This window comes from Acinetobacter nosocomialis NIPH 2119 (assembly GCF_000368085.1).
Lineage (GTDB): Bacteria > Pseudomonadota > Gammaproteobacteria > Pseudomonadales > Moraxellaceae > Acinetobacter > Acinetobacter nosocomialis.
The window spans coordinates 2,425,508-2,450,584 of the sequence record NZ_KB849239.1 but is presented as its reverse complement, the minus strand read 5'-3'; the positions used below and the strand labels follow the sequence as shown (position 1 = coordinate 2,450,584).

24 protein-coding genes and 1 pseudogene are annotated in these 25,077 nt (G+C 39.1%); 18 read left to right on the top strand and 7 right to left on the bottom strand.

All coding sequences use genetic code 11. The annotated features are described in order from the left end of the window. Nucleotides 1–56: 56 nt before the first annotated feature. A complete protein-coding gene (locus F984_RS15260) occupies nt 57–1,685 on the bottom strand; it encodes an acyl-CoA synthetase (protein WP_004710558.1) in 1,629 nt (542 codons plus the stop codon). 412 nt (nt 1,686–2,097) lie between these two features. Here F984_RS15260 and thrS point away from each other — a divergent pair, with 412 nt between their 5' ends. From thrS to F984_RS15240, 4 genes are all read left to right on the top strand, one after another. Further along, nucleotides 2,098–4,020: a threonine--tRNA ligase gene (gene thrS, locus F984_RS15255; protein ID WP_004710556.1), complete on the top strand. Its 1,923-nt coding sequence runs from the start codon at nt 2,098–2,100 to the stop codon at nt 4,018–4,020. 5 nt (nt 4,021–4,025) lie between these two features. Beyond that, entirely contained in the window at nt 4,026–4,577 is a 552-nt protein-coding gene (gene infC, locus F984_RS15250) for a translation initiation factor IF-3 (RefSeq protein WP_079377112.1), read from the top strand. A gap of 205 nt (nt 4,578–4,782) precedes the next feature. Then, nucleotides 4,783–5,403, top strand: a complete 621-nt coding sequence (locus F984_RS15245; protein WP_002054551.1) for a glutathione S-transferase N-terminal domain-containing protein — start codon at nt 4,783–4,785, stop codon at nt 5,401–5,403. Nucleotides 5,404–5,457: 54 nt separating this feature from the next. Then, nucleotides 5,458–5,886, top strand: coding sequence for a YqaA family protein (locus F984_RS15240; protein WP_004710553.1), 429 nt, complete (start codon nt 5,458–5,460; stop codon nt 5,884–5,886). Between the two features lie 40 nt (nt 5,887–5,926). Here F984_RS15240 and nreB read toward each other — a convergent pair whose 3' ends face one another. Then, nucleotides 5,927–7,177 (bottom strand): nickel resistance MFS transporter NreB, encoded by a 1,251-nt coding sequence (nreB, locus tag F984_RS15235; RefSeq protein WP_004710551.1) that lies wholly within the window; start codon nt 7,175–7,177, stop codon nt 5,927–5,929. A gap of 130 nt (nt 7,178–7,307) precedes the next feature. On the opposite strand from nreB, the pseudogene F984_RS23060 reads away from it, so the two are divergent. The 5 genes and pseudogenes from F984_RS23060 to F984_RS15215 all read left to right on the top strand — a co-directional run. Continuing rightward, a pseudogene (locus F984_RS23060) lies at nt 7,308–7,415 on the top strand (hypothetical protein); the annotation flags it as partial. Between the two features lie 11 nt (nt 7,416–7,426). Continuing rightward, the gene (rpmI, locus tag F984_RS15230) at nt 7,427–7,621 is read left to right on the top strand and encodes a 50S ribosomal protein L35 (protein ID WP_002054552.1); all 195 of its coding nucleotides are present in this window, start codon (nt 7,427–7,429) and stop codon (nt 7,619–7,621) included. A gap of 11 nt (nt 7,622–7,632) precedes the next feature. Continuing rightward, nucleotides 7,633–7,992: a 50S ribosomal protein L20 gene (gene rplT / locus F984_RS15225; RefSeq protein WP_000124858.1), complete on the top strand. Its 360-nt coding sequence runs from the start codon at nt 7,633–7,635 to the stop codon at nt 7,990–7,992. A 91-nt stretch (nt 7,993–8,083) separates the two neighbouring features. Next, the gene (locus F984_RS15220; protein ID WP_025469348.1) at nt 8,084–8,641 is read left to right on the top strand and encodes an NADAR family protein; all 558 of its coding nucleotides are present in this window, start codon (nt 8,084–8,086) and stop codon (nt 8,639–8,641) included. Between the two features lie 59 nt (nt 8,642–8,700). After that, nucleotides 8,701–9,204, top strand: a complete 504-nt coding sequence (locus F984_RS15215; protein WP_004710546.1) for a GNAT family N-acetyltransferase — start codon at nt 8,701–8,703, stop codon at nt 9,202–9,204. Nucleotides 9,205–9,210: 6 nt separating this feature from the next. Here the strand turns inward: F984_RS15215 and F984_RS15210 are convergent, their stop codons facing one another. Beyond that, nucleotides 9,211–10,212, bottom strand: coding sequence for a hypothetical protein (locus tag F984_RS15210; protein WP_004710544.1), 1,002 nt, complete (start codon nt 10,210–10,212; stop codon nt 9,211–9,213). 157 nt (nt 10,213–10,369) lie between these two features. Here F984_RS15210 and pheS point away from each other — a divergent pair, with 157 nt between their 5' ends. The 3 genes from pheS to F984_RS15195 are packed head-to-tail and all read left to right on the top strand — an operon-like array spanning nt 10,370 to nt 14,057. Next, entirely contained in the window at nt 10,370–11,350 is a 981-nt protein-coding gene (gene pheS / locus F984_RS15205) for a phenylalanine--tRNA ligase subunit alpha (protein WP_002054514.1), read from the top strand. 32 nt (nt 11,351–11,382) lie between these two features. Next, entirely contained in the window at nt 11,383–13,764 is a 2,382-nt protein-coding gene (gene pheT, locus F984_RS15200) for a phenylalanine--tRNA ligase subunit beta (protein ID WP_004710542.1), read from the top strand. Continuing rightward, complete coding sequence (locus tag F984_RS15195; RefSeq protein ID WP_000126166.1) at nt 13,761–14,057, top strand: integration host factor subunit alpha; 297 nt, start codon at nt 13,761–13,763, stop codon at nt 14,055–14,057. Before pheT ends, F984_RS15195 begins: the two co-directional genes overlap by 4 nt. Nucleotides 14,058–14,224: 167 nt before the next feature. Here F984_RS15195 and F984_RS15190 read toward each other — a convergent pair whose 3' ends face one another. Continuing rightward, complete coding sequence (locus F984_RS15190; protein ID WP_004710540.1) at nt 14,225–14,488, bottom strand: hypothetical protein; 264 nt, start codon at nt 14,486–14,488, stop codon at nt 14,225–14,227. Between the two features lie 93 nt (nt 14,489–14,581). Between F984_RS15190 and F984_RS22580 the strand changes: the two genes are divergently transcribed. Further along, nucleotides 14,582–14,716 (top strand): hypothetical protein, encoded by a 135-nt coding sequence (locus F984_RS22580; RefSeq protein WP_017393480.1) that lies wholly within the window; start codon nt 14,582–14,584, stop codon nt 14,714–14,716. Nucleotides 14,717–14,900: 184 nt separating this feature from the next. On the opposite strand, the gene rho is transcribed toward F984_RS22580, so the two are convergent. Both rho and trxA read right to left on the bottom strand, forming a co-directional pair. Continuing rightward, entirely contained in the window at nt 14,901–16,169 is a 1,269-nt protein-coding gene (gene rho, locus F984_RS15185; RefSeq protein ID WP_001054522.1) for a transcription termination factor Rho, read from the bottom strand. A gap of 319 nt (nt 16,170–16,488) precedes the next feature. Next, the gene (gene trxA / locus F984_RS15180) at nt 16,489–16,815 is read right to left on the bottom strand and encodes a thioredoxin (RefSeq protein WP_002054512.1); all 327 of its coding nucleotides are present in this window, start codon (nt 16,813–16,815) and stop codon (nt 16,489–16,491) included. A gap of 279 nt (nt 16,816–17,094) precedes the next feature. On the opposite strand from trxA, the gene ppx reads away from it, so the two are divergent. The 5 genes from ppx to F984_RS15155 are packed head-to-tail and all read left to right on the top strand — an operon-like array spanning nt 17,095 to nt 22,194. Further along, a complete protein-coding gene (gene ppx / locus F984_RS15175) occupies nt 17,095–18,615 on the top strand; it encodes an exopolyphosphatase (protein WP_002054555.1) in 1,521 nt (506 codons plus the stop codon). 18 nt (nt 18,616–18,633) lie between these two features. Next, nucleotides 18,634–19,455, top strand: a complete 822-nt coding sequence (locus F984_RS15170; RefSeq protein ID WP_002054564.1) for an acetyl-CoA carboxylase carboxyltransferase subunit alpha — start codon at nt 18,634–18,636, stop codon at nt 19,453–19,455. After that, nucleotides 19,392–20,792 (top strand): tRNA lysidine(34) synthetase TilS, encoded by a 1,401-nt coding sequence (gene tilS / locus F984_RS15165; protein WP_080631570.1) that lies wholly within the window; start codon nt 19,392–19,394, stop codon nt 20,790–20,792. The genes F984_RS15170 and tilS overlap by 64 nt, the downstream gene beginning before the upstream one ends. Continuing rightward, complete coding sequence (gene proC / locus F984_RS15160) at nt 20,767–21,603, top strand: pyrroline-5-carboxylate reductase (RefSeq protein WP_080631569.1); 837 nt, start codon at nt 20,767–20,769, stop codon at nt 21,601–21,603. Before tilS ends, proC begins: the two co-directional genes overlap by 26 nt. Nucleotides 21,604–21,624: 21 nt before the next feature. Beyond that, complete coding sequence (locus F984_RS15155) at nt 21,625–22,194, top strand: YggT family protein (protein WP_002054582.1); 570 nt, start codon at nt 21,625–21,627, stop codon at nt 22,192–22,194. Nucleotides 22,195–22,253: 59 nt separating this feature from the next. Here the strand turns inward: F984_RS15155 and polA are convergent, their stop codons facing one another. Next, on the bottom strand, nt 22,254–25,025 hold the full coding sequence (gene polA / locus F984_RS15150; RefSeq protein WP_004710531.1) for a DNA polymerase I: 2,772 nt from the start codon (nt 25,023–25,025) through the stop codon (nt 22,254–22,256). Nucleotides 25,026–25,077: the final 52 nt, after the last annotated feature.

Below are 25,077 nucleotides of genomic sequence, written 5' to 3'. Positions count from 1 at the left end.
GTTTTAACTAAAAAAAGCGACGTTTAATACGTCGCTTTTTTTATTTCTTATATTGTTTAAACGCGTTCTTTTGCCCATTCACGCAAAATGAATTTTTGCAATTTGCCTGTTGAGGTTTTTGGAATTTCTGTAATCACTACATCTTTGGGGACTTTAAAACGCGCCAGTTCTTTTTGACAATGTGCAATAATTTCTTCAGGAGTCACTGTAGCACCCGTTTTTAATTCAATAAATGCACATGGTACTTCTTGCCAACGTTCATCAGGTTTTGCCACAACAGCCGCTGTTAAAACCGCAGGGTGTTTATATAAAACATCTTCAACTTCTAAAGATGAAATATTCTCTCCGCCCGAGATAATAATATCTTTAGAGCGGTCAGTAATTTTTGCGTAACCATCTGGATGGCAAACAGCTAAATCTCCAGTATGAAACCAGCCACCAGCGAAAGCTTCTTCAGTTGCCTTTGGATTTTTTAAATATCCTTTCATAACAATATTGCCACGGAACATAATTTCTCCCATGGTTTCACCGTCATTTGGAACTGGTTGCATCGTTTCAGGGTCTAATACTCGCATACTATCTTGAAGTGGATAAGGCACACCCTGACGAGAGTGTAGTTGCGCTTGTTCAGTAATTGACAGGTCACTCCATCCTGCTTGAGAGGCACAAAGGGCAGATGGTCCATAGGTTTCAGTTAAACCATAAACGTGGTTAACATTGATTCCAATATTTCGCATACCTTCAATTACAGCGACAGGTGGAGCAGCACCTGCCACCATAACTTCAACATGATGTTCTATGCTTGGCTGCTTTTCTTTCGGTAGATTAATAATCATGGATAAGACGATTGGAGCGCCACAGAAGTAATCAACTTTATGTTTAGCAATAAGCTGCATCACCAGTTCGGGGTCAACTTTGCGTAAACAAATATTGGTTCCGCCACTTGCTGCAATACTCCACGCAAAGCACCAACCATTACAGTGAAAAAGAGGAAGTGTCCATAAATAAACAGCTCGGGGTTTCATACCGCAAGCTAAAATATTACTAGCTGCATTTAAATAAGCACCTCGGTGGTGATAAACCACGCCCTTAGGATTACCCGTTGTTCCTGAGGTGTAATTTAAACTAATTGCATCCCACTCATCTTGCGGTAAATGCCATTCGAAATTAGCATCACCTTGAGCTATCCATTCTTCATATTCAAACGAACCAAGAAATTGATTTTCACCTTCATATTCTTCATCAGCTACATCAATCACAATAATATGTTGGTTTGGAATGAGTGATAGGGCTTCTCGGGCTAGATTAACAAACTCGGGGTCAACCAAAAGCACTTTCGTCTCAGCATGCTCTAGCATAAAAGCGATGGTTTTAGCATCTAAACGGGTGTTTAGTGTATTAAGAACGGCACCTGCCATAGGTACAGCAAAATGGGCTTCAATCATTGCTGGTACATTTGGCAATAAAACTGAAACGGTATCGTTTTTAGCTATGCCTAATTGTTGAAGCTGAGATGCAAATTGACGACAGCGCTGATAAGTTTCTTTCCATGAAATCTGACGATTACCATGAATGATAGACGCTTGGTCTGGATAGATATAAGCTGCACGTTCTAAATAGCGCAGAGGGGATAACGCAACAAAGTTTGCGGGTGTGCGTGGTAATTCATCGTATGCACTAACCATGTGAAATAACTCCATGTTCTATTTTTTAATTCATTCTTTGAAAATATGACTTAATATTAATCAAAGCATTAATGCTTTAGTCTTAAACAGAAATACCCCTCAGTCAGGAAATGAGCACAAATGCTATTTTCAACATCTTAAAACAGTTCTGATGAATAATTATCCTATTTATGTATTTCTTAAAATTTAGGTAGAGCACTTATTAAAGTCACTTATTGCTGTTTACCGTATAAGCAAAATGTATTTATGATTTTATGAGTACAAAGGTTTTCACTTGGCTTGAACAAGTGTAAAATCTTTCAGGTTTTTTAATTTTGATTTACACCGTTTTTATATTTTGAGGCTTGCCTCGATCATAATCTCGCGGTGAAATGCTCCTTCGTATAGGGCATCACTCCTTAAGGATTTTTCTATGCCAATTATCACATTGCCAAATGGCGATCAAAAGAATTTTGATCACCCTGTATCTGTTATGGAAGTCGCTCAAAGTATTGGGCCTGGTTTAGCAAAAAATACCGTTGCTGGACGAGTAAATGATCGCTTAGTTGATGCATGTGACTTAATTACCGAAGACTCGACCTTACAAATTATCACTCCAAAAGATGAAGAAGGTCTTGAGATCATTCGCCACTCTTGTGCACACCTTGTAGGGCATGCAGTAAAGCAACTTTTCCCTGAAGCAAAGATGGTGATTGGTCCAGTCATTGAAGAAGGTTTCTATTACGACATCTGGATGCCACGTCCTTTTACATTAGATGATATGGCAGCAATCGAAGAGCGCATGAAAAAGCTCATCGATCAAGATTACGATGTGGTTAAAAAAATGACTCCACGTGATGAAGTTATTGCTGAATTTACTGCTCGTGGTGAAGAATACAAATTACGCTTGATTGCAGACATGCCTGAAGAAACTCAAATGGGCTTGTACTACCATCAAGACTATTTAGATATGTGTCGTGGTCCTCACGTACCGAATACAAAATTCTTAAAATCATTCAAGCTTACTAAAATCTCTGGTGCTTACTGGCGCGGTGATGCGAAGAATGAACAGCTTCAACGTATTTACGGTACGGCTTGGGCTGATAAAAAACAATTAGCAGCTTACATCAAGCGTATTGAAGAAGCTGAAAAGCGTGATCACCGTAAAATTGGTAAAGCATTAGACTTGTTCCATATGCAAGAAGAAGCACCGGGTATGGTGTTCTGGCATGCAAATGGTTGGACTATTTATCAAGTACTAGAGCAGTACATGCGTAAAGTTCAGCAAGACAATGGTTACCAAGAAATTAAAACTCCGCAAATCGTAGACTTTACGCTTTGGGAGAAATCTGGTCACGCAGCAAACTATGCAGAAAACATGTTTACGACTCATTCAGAAAGTCGTAACTATGCTGTAAAACCAATGAACTGTCCTTGTCACGTTCAAGTGTTCAACCAGGGATTAAAATCTTACCGTGATTTACCAATTCGTTTAGCTGAGTTTGGTTCTTGTCACCGTAATGAACCATCTGGTTCTTTACACGGTATTATGCGTGTTCGTGGCTTTACACAAGATGATGCACATATCTTCTGTACTAAAGAACAGATTGGTAAAGAAGTTGCAGATTTTATTCAACTTACTTTAGACGTTTATAAAGACTTTGGCTTTGAAGAAGTTCAAATGAAGTTGTCTACTCGCCCAGAAAAACGTGTAGGTGATGACGCTCTTTGGGATTTAGCTGAAAAATCTTTAGCAGATGCTTTAGATGCAGCTGGTCTTAAATGGGAATTGCAGCCGGGTGAAGGCGCATTCTATGGTCCAAAGATTGAGTTCTCTTTAAAAGACTGTCTTGGTCGTGTATGGCAATGTGGTACCATTCAATGTGACTTCAACTTGCCAGTTCGTTTAGACGCTTCTTATGTAACTGAAGAAAACGAACGTGATCAGCCTGTAATGTTGCATCGTGCAATTCTTGGTAGTTTTGAGCGTTTTATTGGTATACTAATTGAACACTACGCTGGTTTCATGCCACCTTGGTTGTCACCTGTACAAGCATGTGTCATGAACATTACCGATGCTCAAGCTGAAGCAAGTGAGCAAGTTGTGGCAAAACTCAAGGAAAATGGCCTTCGCGCTATTTCTGACTTGAGAAATGAAAAAATCGGATTTAAGATTCGTGAGCGTACTCTAGAGCGCATTCCTTACCTGTTAGTTCTTGGTGATCGAGAAGTTGAAGAAGGTACAGTGAATGTACGTACTCGCTCAGGAAAAAATTTAGGTACTATGTCAGTGGATGCTTTCATTGACTTAGTGAAATCTGCCGTCGCCGAACGTGGCCGGTATATTGTGGAGTAAGAAAGATTAAACAGCCTGACCGTAACCAACAACAAGGTGCAAAGAGTAACCGTCCAGCAATTAACGATGAGATCCGTGCAAAAGAAGTACGCCTCGTCGCTGCTGATGGTGAGCAAAAAGGAATTGTTTCATTAAATGAAGCACTGCGTGCTGCTGAGGATGCAGATCTTGACCTTGTTGAGATTGTCGCAAACGCTGAGCCGCCTGTTTGTAAAATCATGGATTACAACAAGCACTTGTTTGACCTGAAACAGAAGCAAAAAGATGCCAAGAAAAAACAGCATCAAGTGCAAGTGAAGGAAATCAAACTACGCCCAGCAACTGATGTAGGTGATTATCAAGTTAAGCTTCGTGCTATTTTGAAGTTCCTTGAAGAAGGTAACAAAGTCAAAATCACTTTACGTTTCCGTGGTCGTGAAATGGCTCACCAACAACTTGGTTTAGCTCAATTGCAAAAGATTGAAGCAGACGTAGCTGAGTTTGGTATTGTAGAGCAAGCTCCGAAAATGGAAGGTCGACAAATGGGTATGTTACTTGGACCGAAAAAGAAAAAGTAATACTCAAAAAAAGCACTGCAAACGCAGTGCTTTTTTATGCCCGTCATTTCTTGATTTAATTCCTTTAAAGTGCGATTTAATAACTTTTTAAACCAAAGTTATTCTCAAATTTTATGTGTTTTTTGGTGTTGGACATATCATTGTATTAGCCAAAACATGATATAACGCAAGACGCAGTCATGATAACGATGAATAGGAAAATAGAATGATTGATCTATATTATTGGGGAACACCCAATGGACATAAAATCACAATTGCCTTAGAAGAAATGGGACTGGATTACACCCTTTATCCAATTAATATTTTAGAAAATGATCAATTTCAACCAGATTTCCTGAAAATTTCCCCGAATAATAAAATCCCCGCAATTGTTGATCAGGACGGTCCACGTGGTGAGCCAATTTCAGTATTTGAATCAGGCGCGATCTTACAATATTTAGGTCGAAAAACCGGATTGTTTTATCCAACAGATGAACAAGAGCGGGTTGAAGTGGAACAATGGCTTATGTGGCAAATGGGTGGTTTAGGCCCTATGTTGGGGCAAAATCATCACTTTAACCGCTTTGCACCAGAGAAAATTCCTTATGCAATTGAACGTTATGTGAATGAAACTAAGCGTTTATATGGTGTGTTAAACAAACAGCTTATTGGTCAGAAGTTTGTTGCAGGGGAATACTCAATTGCTGATATGGCAATTTTACCTTGGATTCTGCGCTATGAATGGCAGGGGATTCAATTAGAGGATTATCCTTATGTACAAGAATACATTGTCCGCCTAACAGCACGTCCTGCGGTACAAAAAGCTTTATCAATTAAAGTTATCTAATTTTGCTTGGTAGCACAATGAAGAAAGTGAAAGGTGATTTGGTTTTAATTTAATATGCTAAGTTACTTTTTACTTTTTTTGAGTGCTTTTGGGGCGGCTACATTATTACCACTACAATCAGAAGCTGTACTCGTTGCTTTATTATTAAAAAATCAACATTCCGCTTTTCTTCTTATTTTGATTGCTACTTTTGGAAACGTACTCGGTTCATGTGTGAACTGGTGGTTAGGTTTAAAAATAGAACAGTTTAAACATAAAAAGTGGTTCCCGGTTTCCGAAAAACGTTTAGAGCAAGCTCAACGTTTTTATCATAAATATGGTTTTTATTCGCTGCTTTTAAGTTGGACACCTGTGATTGGTGACCCTATTACTTTAGTTGCGGGCTTATTCAAAGAAAATTTTTGGCGCTTCTTATTTATGGTTCTTATTGCTAAGGCTGGGCGTTATATTTTCATTTATTGGGTAATTACAGACTTTATTTAAAATACAAGCATCCGAAGATGCTTATATTAAAACTATTTATTTAGTCTTCCGAGCTTTTGGTAATGTCGACTTTAAATAGGTCATTGGTTTTTAACCAACAGAACGTGACCACTGCAAGCGTCATACAACCACCAAAAATAGTCGCTGCAATAGTTCCCAAATATTTAGCAGCCAAGCCTGATTCAAATGCACCCAGCTCATTACTAGATGACACAAACATGCCATTTACAGCCGCTACCCGACCACGCATATTTTCTGGTGGGAATATTTGCAAAATGGTTTGTCGAACCACAACTGAAATACTGTCACAAGCACCTGTCATGGCCAGTGCAAATAGGGATAACCACATATTGTTTGAGAAAGCGAAAAGGATCGTAAATACACCAAATCCGGCAACTGCAAGTAGCATGTTACGCCATGCGTGCTGAGTTGGCGGAAAACGGGTCAAAGCAATCATGGTAATGAGTGCACCAATAGAAGGCGCTGCACGCAAATAACCTAAGCCTTCTGGCCCTACTTTTAAAATATCTTCAGCAAAGATAGGCAGTAAGGCAATCACACCTCCAAATAAAACGGAGGCTAAGTCTAAAGAAATAGCCCAGAGAACGATTTTGGTTTTCCAAATAAAGCGGAAACCATCACCTAAGCTTTCTAATACATTCGCAGTTTCAATTTTAGGAAAGCTTCGGTTTTGTAATAAATTAATAAGAATAAAACAGATGCTGAGTAGGGCAGCAACACTAAAAAGACTGGTTTCTCTGCCTAAGTAAGCAAGCATAAAACCGCCTAGCATAGGCCCAATAATCACACCACTTTGCCAACCAATAGTTGTCCATGTTGCGCCATTGGCATAAAGCTCGCGTGGAATTAAGAATGGTTTCAATGAGGTGGCAGAGGGATTATAAAACCCACGTATCGTACCTAAGCCAAAGATGACTGCGTAAATACCCCAAGAAAGGAAATTTACACTGATATGACCTAAACCATGCAAGTGGAACAGCAACCACAAAACTAAAGGTAGAGGTACCGAGAAAAATAAACAGATTTTCATAATGACCTGTTTATTAAATTTATCAGCAAAATAGCCACCCCAAAGCGATAGAGCAATAAATGGAATGGCTTCTGCTAGTCCAATTAAACCTAAAGTTAGAGGATCTTTGGTAATTTGATAAAGTGAATAAGCAACAATAATTTCTTGAATCAAAATTGCTAACGTTAAGCAAAATTGATTAATGGTAACAATAGAGAAATCTCTGTAGCGCAGTGCAGCGAATGCATCATGTTTCTGCATTTGAAATATCGTATGTTGATAATTTGAACATATTATAGAGCTAAATAAGGCATAATGTTGAATTTATTAGCAGTGACCAATCTCTAAAAAAAACGATATGAATTTTTAATTTGTTAAGACATTCATCTAAAAAAGCACTACGAGTAGTTTTAATTTTAGTCAGCATACTATAAAATACGCGCTTCCTTACCTGCAGGTCGATTTTGCAATGGTGCAATCGCGCCGAACAGGTGCCTAAAAGAGGTTACTATGGCTAAGTTAAAAACTCGCCGTGGTGCAGCTAAACGCTTCAAAGCGACTGCAAACGGTTTTAAGCGTAAACAAGCGTTCAAGCGCCACATCTTGACCAAAAAATCTGCTAAACGTATCCGTCAATTACGCGGCTGTGTAATGGTTCATGTTTCTGACATGAATTCAGTTCGTCGTATGTGCCCATACATCTAAGGAGATTATAAATGGCTCGTGTAAAACGTGGTGTAGTGGCTCATCGTCGTCACAAAAAAATTCTTGCTCGCGCTAAAGGTTACTATGGTGCTCGTTCACGCGTTTACCGCGTAGCGTTCCAAGCGGTAATCAAAGCTGGTCAATACGCTTACCGTGACCGCCGTCAAAAGAAACGTCAATTCCGTGCTCTATGGATTGCGCGTATCAATGCTGGTGCTCGTCAAAACGGTTTGTCTTACAGCCGTATGATCGATGGCTTGAAAAAAGCTCAAGTGATCATCGACCGTCGCGTATTAGCTGACATCGCTATGCATGATGCAGTAGCATTTGCTGCTTTAGCTGAAAAAGCTAAAGGTGCATTAGCTGCATAAGCTTAGAGATTCAAAAAGAGGCCGCTTTTTAGCGGTCTTTTTTATTTTTATTGGTTCTATTTTAAAAAGAGAAAATAATCAGAGATAAATGCTGAAAGACGAAAAATTTCTAAATGACTTAATTCAAAAAGTACAGCAAGGTCACCAGTATAAATACTTATATTTTTGGGGACATACTCCTAAACAAGCTGATCTTGTTGATAAAAGCTGTTTTAGCCAGTGGTTCCCAGCGCAATTCAAAGTAGAAGGTGTCGAGTATTTTACTGCTGAACACTATATGATGGCGCAAAAAGCAAAATTATTTAATGATGAAGAAATTTTTGCACAGATTTTGCAGGTTAAACATCCGAATGAAGCAAAGCAACTCGGTCGTAAAGTGCGTAACTATGATGAACAGATATGGCAAGAAAATCGTTTTGACATAGTGGTGCAGGCGAATTTTGCGAAATTCTCACAGTATTCTGAATTGAAAAAATTCTTATTAGCAACGAAAGACCGTATTTTGGTTGAAGCATCTCCTGTCGATAAAATTTGGGGTATTGGTATGGCGCAAGACCATCCACATGTCCAAGATCCATCTCTATGGCAAGGTCTAAATTTGTTGGGGTTTGCTTTAATGCATGTTCGAGAGCGGCTTTTAACTGAATAGGTTGGTGTGAGATCAACCAATGCTTCACTTTAAAAAAGTAGTAAGGTGAGGGGAGCAAATTGAAGTCATTAAATAATTCAGATATTCGTATAGCATCATTTAACGATGCATTATCTATTGCAGAAGTACATGTGCAAGGTTGGAAAGAAACCTATGCCGGTATGGTTAAGCAAGAAATATTAGATGAGCTTAACGTACTAGATAAAGAACAGTTATGGAAAGAGATAAGCAGAAGTCCTGATCATAAGTTATTTATCTATACTGAAAATGGGGTAGTGAAAGGCTTTCTTGATGGCTATTTAAACCCAGAAAGTAATATTGCTGAAATTCTTGCTTTTTATCTTTTAAAAGAAGTTCAAAAACAAGGTATAGGTCGTGAATTATTCCAAAAGTTCTATCAATGCGCTTTAAATCAAGGTTATGCTTTTATTCGTTTAGAAGTCTTTAATAAAAATCCGAGCCGTTTCTTCTATGAAAAAATGGGAGCACAGTTAATTAATGAAGCCGAACTACCAGAGTTCGGCCTCGGAATAACAGAATTACTTTATCAATGGAAACTTTAATCTTGATTAAAGACCAAAATAATAAGCTAAGGCACAAATAATTACCGTTAGTACAATAAGCTTAATTACACCTGTTCCTCCAGCCTTATGATGAGGTGTTTTTAAATGAGTTGCGGATTCATTCGTTGCATCAAAAGGAGAAGGTTTTTCAACTGGTTTTAATTGTGCAGTTTGATAATGATTGGCTGCTTTCACAATGAGCTTTGCAAATAGATCATCAGTTTTGTGGGTAAAGTTTCTTAAGTTAATAATTTGTTCTTGGTCTAGGTCTTCCCCTAAAGGATCATTTGCGCTGCGTTTTTTCTGCTCTAAATAGTCAGATAGAGCTTGGGTGCGATAGAGGAGTTGATGCGCACAATCTGCTGGGTAGTTTTCAGGTATAAGTGCAAGTGTTGGTTGATGATCTATCGAAATTTGATGAGTTGATCCATCAAAATATTTTTTCTGAAATTCGGGTTCTTCAAAACCTGCTGCATACTTACTCCGAAATAACTCGGTTTCCATAAAGTCAGCAATTTCATCCCATTGGGGTGCCTTTAAGTCAGCTTCAACTTTCTTAGATAATTTTTCATTCAACTCAAAACGCCAGAAAGTTTCTAAGCGTAAATCGCTACGCTGATTTAAAGGTGGTTCAAATTCGTTATCGCTACTGTACCACTCTGCAAGCTCATGACCAAAAATCCATGCGATTTTTTTATTGTTTTGGTGGCTTACAATAAAATGAGCATAAGGTAAAAGCTCGACATTACTATTCGGGTTTTGTTCTTCATTTAAAATAGTAGATAGGTGAAGAGAGATTTGAGTCGTCCCTTGTTTTTTGAGTGCTTCTAACCAAACTTGGAAATGTTGAGCAAGTAAATGCTGTGAAATTAAGTCACGAAATTGAAAACTATGTTGGTCAAAAATATGATGTTGTCGCCATTGGTTGAAGCTTAAATTCTGGCGAAGGTATTCATTACCGTAGGTCACAAGTGTAAGTTGTTGTTTCCAAATCTGATTGAGCGCCATAATAATTGATCTCATTGACGATGCTATTATTTTATACGTTTTATCTTTTTGTTGCCTAATACATTTTTCATGATGGATAAACTTCATCAATACGGTGAAAAACTGTTAGAATGCAGTGTTTTATTATATTTTTAAATTTGTTGCTTTGAGAGTTAATATGTCACTGGAAGCCCTGACTACAGAAGCGCTTGCTGCCATTGCAGCAGCTCAAGACCTTGTTGCACTTGATCAGGTGCGTGTGCAATTTACAGGGAAAAAAAGCCAGCTTGCAGAACAATCGAAAGCATTAGGGAAAATGGACCCTGAAGAACGTAAAGTACAAGGTGCTGCGATTCATGCTGTTCGAGAAACGATTAATAGTGCTTTAACTGAGCGTCAAACGGCATTACAACAAGCTGCGCTAGCACAAAAACTAGCAAATGAGACCATTGATATTACTTTGCCAGGTCGTGGACAGCGCATTGGTACAGTTCATCCTGTTACTCAAGTGCAAGAACGTATTTGCCAATTCTTTACTAAAGCTGGTTTTACGGTTGCAACAGGGCCAGAAGTTGAAGATGACTATCATAACTTTGAAGCATTAAATATTCCTGGGCATCACCCTGCACGTGCCATGCACGATACTTTCTATTTTGATGCAAACCATTTGTTGCGTACGCATACCTCTGGTGTGCAAATTCGTACCATGGAAACAAGTCAGCCGCCAATTCGTATTGTATGTCCGGGCCGTGTATACCGCTGTGACTCCGATCAAACGCATTCGCCAATGTTCCATCAAATCGAAGGTTTGTACGTTGCTGAGAACACCAGCTTTGCTGAATTAAAAGGTTTATTAATTAACCTACTTAATGAGTTTTTTGAGAAAGATTTAAAAGTACGTTTCCGCCCATCATATTTCCCATTTACAGAGCCTAGTGCAGAAGTAGATATCATGGATGAGCGTGGACGTTGGTTAGAAGTATTAGGCTGTGGCATGGTGCATCCAAATGTATTGCGTGCTGCGGGTATTGATCCTGATAAATACAAAGGCTTTGCTTTTGGTTTAGGGGTAGAACGTTTTGCAATGTTGCGTTATGGCATTAATGACTTGCGTATGTTCTATCAAAATGACGTGCGTTTCTTACGCCAATTTGCCTAACATTTTTTCAGGATTAAATAAGGTTTATAAAGATGAAGATTAGCGAAAATTGGTTACGCACATGGGTTAACCCTGCAATTGATAGTGATACATTATCTGATCAGTTGACTATGCTTGGTCTTGAGGTAGATGAACTAGCGCCTGTTGCTAAGCCATTTACCGGAGTTGTAGTTGGTGAAGTTCTAACAGTTGAACAGCATCCAGATGCAGACCGTCTACGTGTAACAACAGTGAATATTGGTTCAGGTGAGCCTCTGCAAATTGTATGTGGTGCTCCTAATGTTCGTGCTGGAATGAAAGCACCTGTAGCAACTATTGGCGCAGTATTACCAGGCGATTTTAAAATCAAAAAAGGTAAGCTTCGTGGTGTCGAGTCACAAGGTATGCTGTGCGGCGCTTCTGAAATTGATCTTGAAGATAAAATCGATGGTTTGCTTGAGCTACCTGCCGATGCTCCAGTAGGGGTAAACATCCGTGAATACTTAAAACTTGATGATAACGTCATCGATATTAGTATTACGCCAAACCGTGGTGACTGTTTCAGTATCCGTGGTATCGCACGTGAAATTGCAGTGATTAACCAACTGCAAATGAATGAACCTGAAATTAAATCGGTTGATGCGACAATCACTGATGAGAAAAAGGTTGTTATCAGCACAGAGGGTGCTCCACGCTATTTAGGACGTGTCATTAAAAATGTAAATGTGAAAGCTGCTACTCCTGAATGGATGGAACAAGCTTTAGCACGTTCAGGTATTCGTACACACAGTATTTTAGTTGATGTAACGAACTACGTTCTAATGGAATTAGGCCAGCCAATGCATGCTTTTGATTTAGCTAAAATCGAAGGTACTGTACAAGTTCGCCAAGCTAAGCCGCAAGAAAAGTTGCAACTTTTGAATGATCAAGAAGTTGAATTGCAAGAAGATGTGATGGTTATTGCTGATGACCAGAAAGCTTTAGCAATTGCCGGTATTATGGGTGGTCTAGCGTCAAGTGTAACTGATGATACGACAGACATTTTCTTAGAAAGTGCATTCTTTGCTCCGCTTGCGATTGCCGGGCGTGCTCGTCGTTTTGGTTTACACACAGACTCTTCGCAACGTTATGAACGCGGTGTAGATTTCGAATTACCTTTGATTGCGATGAACCGTGCTTCCCAGCTTATTCAAGAGTTGGCAGGTGGTGAGTTTGGTCCAATTACTATAGCTGAAAAATCTGATTTACTTCCTAAACGTGAAGCGATCGAACTTAAGCAAGCTCAGGTAGACCAATTATTGGGATATCAAGTTGCTGCTGAATTTATTACAGATGCTTTAACTCGACTAGGTTGTGAAGTAACTGTTAAAGCTGATGGCGAATGGAGCGTAGTTCCACCATCACATCGTTATGATATGGCAATTTATCAAGATTTGATTGAAGAAGTTGCTCGTATTGATGGATATGACAATATTCAGATCAGCTTACCAAGCATGGATGTTCAGCTTGCTAAGTACCAAGATCGTTTTGAAATTGCACAGCTACGCCAAACAGTAGTTACTTTAGGTTACCAAGAAGCAATCAGCTTTAGCTTTGCTGATGCAAAACTTGAAAAGCAGTTAAACCCGCAAGTCAATCCACTTATGCTAGCAAATCCAATTTCAAGTGATTTGGCAGCAATGCGTAGCACTTTGCTTTCTAGTTTAATTCCTTGTGTGCAATATAATTTAAATCGTCAGCAAAGCCGTGTACGTTTCTTTGAGCTTGGCTTACGTTTTGATTATCAAGATGCCAATTCTATTCAAGACTTAAGGCAAATCCCGACATTAGCTTTAATTGCTGTAGGTTCTCGTGAACCAGAATCATGGCATGCTAAGCCACAACCAATGGACTTCTTCGATTTTAAAGGTGAAGTAGAGGAAGTTTTAGCTGCTGGACGTGTCAAAGTTGAATATGTACGTTCAGAGCGTTCATGGTTACATCCAGGACAGTCTGCTGAAATTTTAGTTGATGGTAAATCAATTGGTTACCTAGGTCGTTTGCACCCATCTTTAGAAAATGAGCTCGATTTGAGCACAACTTGGGTTGCTGAGCTTGATCAGGCAGCAGTTTTGCAATCTTATGTATCTAATTTTACAGAATTATCACGTTTTCCTTCGGTTAGACGTGATATTGCGCTTTTAATCTCTGATAATATAAATGTTAGAGATATTCAGCAGTTAATCGAAAAAACTGGTGGAGAGCTTTTAGACTCTACTTGGTTATTCGATGTGTATACGGGGCAGGGTGTCGAAGAAGGTAAACGTTCATTAGCGTTTGCACTATTATGGCAACATCCTTCACGTACGCTTGAAGATGCTGAAATTAAATCTGGTATGGACAATATAATCCAAGTGTTGGAAAACACTTATCAAGCGACATTGAGGGCCTCATGACAGCACTAACTAAAGCAGACATGGCTGATCATTTAAGTGAGTTAACCAGCTTAAATCGCCGTGAAGCAAAACAAATGGTCGAGTTGTTCTTTGACGAAATTAGCCAAGCGCTTATCGCGGGTGAGCAGGTTAAGCTTTCTGGTTTTGGTAATTTCGAGCTTAGAGATAAACGCGAGCGTCCGGGACGTAATCCTAAAACTGGCGAAGAAATTCCGATTTCTGCCCGTCGTGTAGTGACCTTTAGAGCAGGTCAGAAATTTAGACAACGCGTTGGAAATGAGCAGATCGATTGATCTGCTTTTTTTATTTATAATTTTTTATAGCTTTAGAATTAATATATTTTATGGAGCGATAAAATTCATTTAAATCATATATCGAATATATATTTGTTTAAATCATAAAATTTAAGCATAAAAAAAGAGGACATAACGTCCTCTTTTTATCTAATCTAGATTCTAGATTAGTGTGCAGCAGAAGCAGCAGCGTCAGCAGAAGCAGCAGCGTCAGAAGCAGAAGCAGCAACGTCAGAAGCAGCAGCAGCAGTTTCAGAAGCAGCAGCGTCAACAGCAACAGCAGCTTCAGAAGCAGCAGCAGTAGCTTCAGAAGCAGCAGCTACAGCTTCAGATGCAGCAGCAGCAGCTGGAGCTTCTTCTTTCTTAGAACAACCAACGAAAGCTAAAGTAGCGGCAACAGCAGCAGCAACAGCGAATTTTTTGAATAACATGGCATCACTCTCACAAAAAAAATTTGAGATTAAAAAAACCTAAGTTAGGCTGTTTTGCTTTTATTATTCCTAAACGTAGCTAGGTAACAACGCATGGAGCAGTCTAACTGGTCTGCCGCTATGCTATCACTGCAAATGTTGAAATACTACTGTCACCTGTCAAAAAAGCGCAGAAAAATTGAAAAAACAGCCTGTTTTTTAACAGAAAAAAACAATCAATTAGATTAGATATATTGGAAAAGGTATAAGTAAGCTACTAAAAAACATAATTTTTTTATATTAAAAATATTTGTTTTCAAAAGCTTAAATATATCCTTACATAAGGTTTAACAAAATGTATTTTTGTGTAAAGCATGTCAACCAAATAAAAAAGCTACTCATGAGAGTAGCTTTTTGGAAAACAACATAATGATTAAGTGGAAGCTTTACGTTTCATCTGATCAAAGAAATCATCATTTGTTTTGGTTTCTTTCATACGGTCAAGTAAGAATTCCATAGCAGCCAACTCATCCATAGGATGAAGAAGTTTACGGAGGATCCAGACTTTACGTAATTTATCTTCATCCATTAAACGTTCTTCACGACGTGTACCTGACTTCTTAATATTCATGGCAGGGAAGACTCGTTTCTCAGCAATACGGCGATCAAGCGTAATTTCTTGGTTACCAGTACCTTTGAATTCTTCGTAAATTACATCGTCCATTTTACTGCCAGTTTCAATAAGAGCAGTAGAGATGATTGTTAAAGAACCGCCTTCTTCGATGTTACGAGCAGCACCGAAGAAACGTTTTGGACGTTCTAATGCATGTGCATCTACACCACCGGTCAATACCTTGCCTGATGAAGGAATTACCGTGTTATATGCGCGAGCTAAACGTGTGATAGAGTCAAGTAAAATCACAACATCTTTTTTATGTTCAACAAGACGTTTTGCTTTTTCAATGACCATTTCAGCTACTTGTACGTGACGTGCTGGTGCTTCATCAAATGTTGAGGCAACGACTTCACCGCGTACGGTACGTTCCATTTCAGTTACTTCTTCTGGACGCTCATCAATAAGTAAAACAATAAGGAACACTTCCGGATTGTTTCTCACAATAGATTGTGCAATGTTTTGAAGTAACATTGTTTTACCCGCTTTTGGCGGTGCAACAATAATAGAACGTTGTCCTTTACCAATTGGCGCAACTAAGTCGACAACACGAGCAGTTAAGTCTTCTGTTGTACCATTACCAAGTTCCATAACCAATTGTTCGGTTGGGAAAAGGGGAGTTAAGTTTTCAAATAAAATTTTATTTCGAGAATTTTCTGGCGTGTCATAGTTAATCTGGTTAACTTTGAGCAACGCAAAATAACGCTCACCTTCTTTCGGAGGGCGAATAGTACCTGTGATGGTATCACCTGTACGCAAGTTAAAGCGTCGGATTTGTGAGGGGCTCACATAAATATCATCCGGACCAGCTAAATACGAACCTGCGGCAGAGCGCAAAAAACCAAAACCATCAGAGAGAATTTCAAGAACGCCGTCACCAAAAATTTCTTCACCATTCATTGCATGGCGTTTCAAGATGGCAAAGATAATATCTTGCTTTCGGTTACGAGCCATACCTTCAAGGCCCATAAATTCAGCAATTTTAATTAGTTCGCCGATTGGTTTTTTCTTGAGTTCAGTTAAGTTCATAGGGGTCAGAATTAGGAAAGAATAGAGTGTGGTTTAAAAGAAGAAAAATCGCTCGCATACAAAAAAGAGTATCGCAATTGTATTTACACAATAACAATTCAGAAGTCTAATTAACTGTTTCGAAGAGAAATGTGAAAAAACAATTTCTGTTGCCGAGTGGCGATCTTTATGTTTGTGTCTTGTAAGAAGCCGGACAGAAGACGATTCCCTTCAGTGCCTCTTGAGCATGCAATATAAGTGAGATCAGCTAATTTGTCAATTTATAGCCGAAAAAAATACGCTATAGAGATATAGCGTATTTCATCTGTAACGTTCGGACTTAAACGTTTTCGTCAATGAAGCTAACGAGTTTAGAACGAGGTACAGCACCGATTTGCTGCGCTACTACTTCACCATTTTTGAAAAGTAATAAAGCAGGAATATTACGGATATTGTATTTCACTGCAGTATCTTCACAAGAAGTCACGTCAACTTTAACGATTTTTACTTTACCAGCATATTCACTTGATAAATCTTCAAGAACAGGTGCAATCGCTTTACAAGGTGCACACCAACCTGCCCAGAAGTCAACAAGTACAGGTGTTTCTGCATCTAGAACATCTGCTTGGAAGTTATCATCAGTTGTATTTACAATAGTCGCAGACATGGTACGGCTCCAATTTTTAGAAAAAAGTGCTATCACTATAGGAGGATATAATCTCTATCAGTATTACATAGCTACTTAGTTCAATGTAAGGGTTTGATGCTATTATTCAAGGCTTAATTAAATTTGTCTAATGGATGCTCACGATATTCACCATCGGCTTGTACAATCGTTTAACAAATCGAAAATTATCGATGGCTATTAATTGTTGATGAAAATGGCTTTTCAATTGCATTCTTGTGAATTACTCTAGGCGTGAATTGTTATGGGTTTAGTTCAATAATGTCTGACTTTCTGATTGATGAAGAATTACTTGCTGCCATAGATATGGGGTCGAACAGTTTTCACCTTGCCATTGCACGGGTAGATCACGGTGAAGTTAAAAAAGTGGCTTCAATGTCAGAAAAAGTACAGCTTGCAGCTGGTCTGGATGAAAATAAAAACTTAACAGAAGCTGCACAGCAACGTGGCTTGGCATGTTTGGCTCGTTTTGTCGGGCGTTTGGGGTCGGTTCAACCTAATCGTTTAAGAATTGTGGCAACGAATGCTTTACGTCAGGCTAAAAATGGCCATGAGTTTATTCAAAAAGCTGCTGAAATTTTACCTAAACCTATTGAAATTATTGCAGGCCGTGAAGAAGCACGACTGATTTATCTTGGTGTATCTCACACGATGGCAAATGGTGGACGCCGCTTAGTTGTTGACATCGGTGGAGGGTCTACTGAGTTTATTATTGGCGAAGAATTCGAGCCGATTTATACCGAATCATTACAGATGGGTTGTGTAGCATATACTAAAGCCTACTTTGCTGATGGTGAAATTACCCAAAAAGCTTTTGATAAGGCAGTGGTTGCTGCGCGCAAAGAACTTTCAGCGATCGCAACAACTTATAAAATGGAGGGTTGGGATACTGTTGTTGGTTCTAGCGGAACAATTAAAGCCTGCCGTCAAATTATGGTAAATATGGGGTTAAGTGACGAGCAAGAAAATGTTACTCGTGAAGGCCTCTATAAACTTAAAGATAAGTTGCTCAAGTTCAAAAATATTTCTGAAATTGATTTTGAAGGACTTAGAGAGGATCGACGAGCAGTTTTGCCAGCCGGATTGGCAATTTTGTACGCAGTTTTTGAAGTATTAGAAATTGAACATTTGGCATATTCTGATGGTGCATTACGTGAAGGAGTCATGTATGACCTTTTAGGTCGTTTTAAGCATGAAGATATCCGAGATCGTAGTGTGCAAGCTCTAATGGGACGTTATAACGCTGATCCGAAACAAGCAGAACGAGTTGTAAATACAGCTCAACACTTATTTGATGGGGTGGCAGAATCTCTGAATTTAACCAGTGAAGACAGTGACTTACTGCGCCGTGCAGCATATTTGCATGAAATTGGTTTAGCAATTAGTCATGGTGGTTATCATCGTCATGGTGCTTATTTATTACAGCATTCTGATATTCCTGGTTTCTCACAAATTGATCAAAACCATCTTTCACATTTAGTTGCTCATCATCGTCGTAAATTACGTAATGATGTAAAAAATGAAGTTTTAAAGGCGGGCGGTAATAAATTACTCTACCTAAGTCTATTACTTCGCCTTGCAGTTTTACTCAACCATAGTCGCAGTGATCAGATGCTTCCTGCCATTGAATTGACCATCATAAATGATCAACAATGGCAGCTTAGTGTTTCTGGTGATGCCAAACAATGGCCATTGTTAGTTGCCGACTTGCATGATGAGCAAGAGCAGTTTAAGCATTGGGACATTGAATTGAATATTCAGTCGGAAAAATTTATCGATTAAAGGGATAATATTCGACCTATGAAAAAAGCTACTCAGTCCAAAGCGTGGACAACGGTTCAAATTGCACGTCATCCTGATCGTCCGCAGTTTCTAGATTATGTCGGTGAAATCTTTACAGAGTTTGATGCCTTGCATGGTGATCGTTTGTTTGGTGACGATGGTGCGATGGTAGGTGGTCTTGCTCGTTTTGACGGTCAACCTGTGATGGTCATTGGACAACACCGTGGTCGTAGTACCCGTGAAAAATTAAAGCACAACTTTGGTATGGCGAACCCAGAAGGTTACCGTAAATCTCAGCGTTTACTAGATATGGCTGAGCGTTTTAATCTTCCGGTTTTCACGTTTATTGATACGATGGGTGCATATCCAGGTGTTGGTGCTGAAGAACGTGGACAAGCTGAAGCAATTGCGACCAGTCTTGCTCAACTTTCAAGTTTGAAAGTTCCTGTTGTTGCAACAGTACTCGGTGAAGGTGGTTCTGGCGGTGCTCTAGGTATTGGGGTTGCTGACCGTGTGATTATGTTGTCACATAGTATTTATTCTGTGATTTCACCAGAAGGTTGTGCATCTATTTTATGGAAGACTGCTGAAAAAGCAGCTCAAGCGAGTGAAGCTTTAGGCTTAACAGCAGATAAACTACAATCTCTAGGTATTGTTGAATATGTAGTAGATGAAGGCGAAGGAGCTCATTTAGACCCTGAGCGTGTGATGCAAAACCTAAAAGTAGTTTTAAAGCAAGCTTTGGATGAATTGCTACCGATGGATGCAAATGAACGATGCGAAGCACGTTATCAACGTTTAATGAAGTTTGGCAGCGAAAATTTAGGCATCACGTCTTAAAGCAGGCTCAAGAGTTTTCAGAAAATAGTTCTTTTCTTATTGGATGTAGTGGTGGCATGGATTCAATGCTACTACTACATTTAATGACTCAAATTTTCCCTCAAAAGATCCGGGTAATTTACATTGATCATCAACTGCAAGAACAAAGTGCAGAATGGGGGAAGCTTGTTGCCAGTCAGGCAACAAGTTTAAATATTTCTTATATTATTCAAAAAGTACAGATTTCTGATGGGAATCTGGAATCTCAAGCACGTCAAGCACGTTATCAAGCTTATCAGCAACATTTACAACAAAATGAAATTCTATTGCTTGCTCATCATCAGCAAGATCAGGCCGAAACAGCTATTTTACGTTTATTGTCAGGTACAGGTGTAGATGGACTTGCTGCAATGCAAGCCATTGATTACCGTGAAAATATGACGATTTGGCGTCCTTTTTTGGATTTAACACGTGAGCAAATTGCTTCTTGGGCTGCTCAGCTTGAAGTGAAGTATATTGATGATCCAATGAATTATGATACCCATTATGACCGTGTGTGGTGTCGTGAAGAGCTTTGGCCATTTTTATCAAAAAGATTTCCAAAAATGCAGCAGGCGCTGAGCCGAACCAGTTATCTCATGCAGGATGCTTCCGAAATTTTAGAAGAAGTTCTGAAAAATGATTGGCAATATTCGGGTTCAGCTGATTATTTAGATTTAACGAAATTATCCGAGTTATCTTTTGCGCGACAGCGCCAGTTACTTTCTGCATGGATGAAGGGTGATGGGCAATATCGACCTGCATTTGAAATGGTCGAGCGCTTAAAAAAAGAAGTCATTGATTCTAAATCTGATGCACAAGCCGCTTTACATTGGAACCAGTTTTATTACGTCCGTTATCAAAATATTCTTTATAGGTTAAGTAAACAGATTTATCTTGCTGAAAAATTAAATCTGGTTGAAGCTGAACTGGAGCATTCATTTAAATTACAAGAAGAATGGCAGGGTGCAGCAGGACTGTTCCATATTGAGAGTAAAAAAATTGGTTTAAGTCATTCTTTATTGAATAAAAAATTGAAAATAATTCGACGCCAAGGTGGGGAAAAGATTCATCTATATGGTCGTGTTGGACAATGGCCGTTAAAAAAAGCGATTCAAGAAGCACATATTTTGCCTTGGCTTCGTCATACAATTCAAATATTAGTCATAGATAATGTTATGCTTGGGGTTTTTACACCGAAAGGATTTTGGTTGGCTCAGTCTCCGTATTGTGAGCAAGGAGGATGGCAACCAGATTTAATTTCTCATTCTTGTGATCTGGTAAATGGCGAATATGGTTATGACAAGTGCAGTAAATAGTAATATCTGTTTTATTGGTGGTGGTAATATGGCCCAAGCGTTGATCGGCGGGCTGATTTCAAGAGGCTTGCCACCAACACGTATTACCGTTTCAGATCCAGTTGAACAAATCCGTCATTTATTACAAGAAAAAGAAGTTCATGTAACCCAAGATAATGTGGCTGCAATTAAAAATGCGGATGTTGTCGTACTTGCGGTAAAGCCACAAGTTCTAGCGAATGTTCTACGTCCGCTGAAAGGCTTATTATCGGATAAACTGGTTATTTCCATCATTGCTGGTGCGGAAATTAAGACAATATCAAATCTTATTGATAGCGAACGAATTGTTCGTGTTATGCCGAATACGCCAGCATTAGTTCAAACTGGCGCACATGGTATTTATGCGACTGATGTAGTTGATGCTTCAGACCGTGAATTAACGAGTCAAATTTTAGCAGCAACTGGTTTAACAATTTGGGTAAACTCCGAAGCTCAAATTGATGCGGTAACAGCAGTTTCAGGTTCAGGCCCGGCTTACTTCTTCTACCTCATGGAAAGTATGATCCGTGCAGGTAAAAATCTAGGCCTAGATGAAAAAGTTGCAACTGCTTTAACTCTTCAAACGGCATTAGGTGCGGCTCAAATGGCAATTACGAGTTCAAATACTCCGTCTGAACTACGTAAAAATGTGACATCACCGAATGGTACAACACAAGCTGCACTTGAAGTTTTTGATCGTGCACAAATCTCTCAAAATATTCAATCTGCATTAGCTGCTGCACAGAAACGTAGCCAAGAATTGGCTCAAGAACTGAGTGACAGTGCAAAATAGCTTTAATAGGATAAGACAACTATGGGTGCAAATTCTGCGCTAATTTTTGGAATTTTAATTAACGTTGCGATTTTATTGGTCTTTTTCCGGTTCTTAATGCAATTGGCGGCAGTAAGTCCTTATAATCCTGTGGTTTTATCGACAGTAAAGGCGACGAAGATTGTTGATATTTTTGGCCGAATTTTTCCAACAGTCGCAAAAGGCCGATTCAATTTAGCCGCGTTAGTTCTTTTAATTATTTTATATTTACTGAAAATTTTCGGTGTGATGTATCTTTCAGGTTCAATGCCAAATAGTCCGATTCATTTAGTGATTCTGACATTTGTGACAATGATCCAAGATTTGATTCGTTTCTGTCGTTATTTAATTTTTGCGACAATCATTTTGAGTTGGGTGGTGATGTTCACTCAATCTCGTTCACCTTATATTGAAGTCATTCAAGATTTGGCAGAACCATTATTAGCGCCGTTCCGTCGCTTACTGCCTAATATGGGAATGATTGATTTGTCGCCAATTTTGGCATTCTTAGCGCTCTATATTGCTGAGATCTTAATGAATGAAGTTGCTAAAGTTCTTTTAACTGGACTTTAAGTTGAGACGATAAAAAAGGGCTGTATTTCACAGCCCTTTTTTATTGGTTTATTGATGACTTAGTGTGCATCATCCCAGTTTTGCCCTTGCCCAACTTCAACTACTAAAGGCACGGAAATTTCGACAACGGATTCCATAACACTTGCGATTTGCTTAGAAAGTTCTTCGGCAATGTTTTGATCGGCTTCAAACACTAATTCATCGTGTACCTGAAGTAGTAGTTTTGCTTGATCTTTTGGCAAGATTTTATCAACTGCAATCATTGCAAGTTTAATAATATCAGCTGCACTACCTTGTAAAGGCGCATTGATCGCAGCACGTTCAGCAGCCTTACGTACCATCACATTTCGAGCATCAATATCTGGTGTATAAAGACGACGTCCTAAAATAGTTTCAACAAAGCCTTGCTCCGATGCTACTTGGCGGGTACGTTGCATGTATTCATAAATACCCGGATAGCGTTGGAAGTATTGCTTAATATAGTTTTGCGACTCTTGACGTGTGAAGCCTAACTGACGAATTAAGCCAAACTCGGACATACCGTAAAGTAAACCAAAATTTACAGCTTTGGCTTGGCGACGCTGATCGTTTGTTACATCTTCGATCGCAATACCCAATACTTCTGCAGCCGTACGGCGGTGAACGTCTTGTCCGTGCTGGAACGCATGTACTAAAGCATCATCTTGAGAAAAATGAGCCATTAAACGAAGTTCAATTTGTGAGTAATCGGCTGCTAGTAAAACTCGTCCTTCTGGTGCAATGAATGCTTTACGAATTTGACGGCCAATTTGTCTACGAATTGGAATATTTTGTAAGTTAGGATCCGAAGAAGATAGACGACCTGTCGCTGTGAGAGCTTGGTGATAACTTGTATGTACGCGATGGGTATCGTTATGAGATTGTTCAACTAGACGGTCAGTATAGGTACTTTTTAGCTTTGCTAACCCACGATGTTCTAGAATAATTTCCGCTAATGGGTGTTCGATTTTTTCTAAAACACTTTCACTGGTACTGTATTGTCCAGTTGCAGTTTTTTTACCACCTTTAATACCTAATTTATCAAATAGGATTTCGCCTACTTGTTTAGGTGAAGCAATGTTAAAAGTTTCATCTGCAATTTCCATAGCCTGATTTTCAAGGCCTTCCATGGTTTTTGCAAATTCAACACTTAATTTATCTAAGAATGCATGATCTAAACGAATACCATCTTCTTCCATGCCTGACAAAATTCGGGCAACCGGCATTTCGATGTTATATAAAATATTTTCTAGCTCAGGATGTGCTTTAAGTTTATTTGAAAGGACTTCATATAAACGATAAGTCACATGCGCATCTTCGGCTGCATAATGAGCAGCAACTTCAATCTCAATTTGATTAAAAGTCTTCTGTTTAGCACCTTTACCAGCAATTTGTTCAAAAGTTGTGGTTAAGTGACTTAAATAGACACGAGCTACATCATCCATACCGTGACGAGTTGCTGCTGCATTTAATACATAAGATGCCAGCATGCTATCGAAATACCAGCCTTTAAGTTCTATACCGTGATTAGCAAAAATGTGCGCATCATATTTAAGGTGATGACCGATTTTTTTAACCGCTTCATTTTCTAATACTGGCTTAATTTGAGCCAGAATTTGTTCACGATCCAGCTGCTGTGGCGCATTTTCGTAGTTATGCGCTAAAGGCACATAATAGGCATCTTTTGCATCAAAGGCGATTGAAAAACCAACCATTTCGGCAATACGGTAATCAAGACTTGTGGTCTCTGTATCAATAGCAAAATGATCGGCATTTTGCATGCGTTGCCAGAGTTGATCCCAAGCTTCTTGAGTTAAAACAGTATGATAATTTGCAGTCCCAAGCTGATCATCTTGACTAGTTAAGCTAGCTTGATCTTCTGTTTCTATCGTTTCAGCAGGTTTAACTTCATTTTGAACCACGGTCTGTGAAGCTTGCTGTTTGTAGCTTGAACTATTTGGGTTGTTTGGATGATCAAGCGACTGTAATTGGTTTCTAAACTCAAGCTCCGTATAGAGATTGCGTAAGGCATCTACATTTGGATCAGTAAGTTTTAATTCATGCCAGTCGAGTTCTAAAGGAAGGTCGCAAACAATACTTGCCAACTGATGATCAAGCTTAATGTTATCTAAATTGTCTTTAATATTTTGGCTCAGTTTGCCTTTAAGCTGGTCTACATTAGCAATGATATTATCTAAAGTGCCATATTCGGTCAGTAACTTGGCTGCTGTTTTTGCTCCCACGCCAGGCACGCCCATAATACCGTCAGATGCATCGCCCATTAGAGTCAAGTAATCGATAATCTGATTCGGCCAAACGCCAAACTTTTCAAATACGCCATCGGTATCCATCACGCGATCTTTGAAGCTATCTTCAAGTTTTACATAGTCATTGACGAGCTGAGCCATGTCTTTATCTCCGGTTGAGATCAGTACATGATGCCCCTCAAGTACGGCACGTTTAGCCAGTGTGCCGATAATGTCATCAGCTTCAGCACCCGGAAGGCTATATAAAGGAATTCCTTGCGCTTTAATTAGAGCGTGTAAATATGGAATCTGTTGAGATAACTCTTCCGGCATAGTCGGGCGATCACCTTTATAAATAGGTGAAAGCTTATGACGGAAAGTTGGCTCAGGCGTATCAAAAATGACGGCCATATGTGTTGGTTGCATACGGCGCATTAATTTTTGAATGGCAGAAATTGCCCCACGTATTGCATTGGTATGTAACCCTGTAGAGGTCGTCAATGGTGGTAATGCATGATATGCACGAAATAAAAAATAGGACCCATCAACCAAGACAAATGGTGGCATTGAACAATTCCTTAATTTGAATTAGGGGTATTTTACGTGAAAACGGCTATGA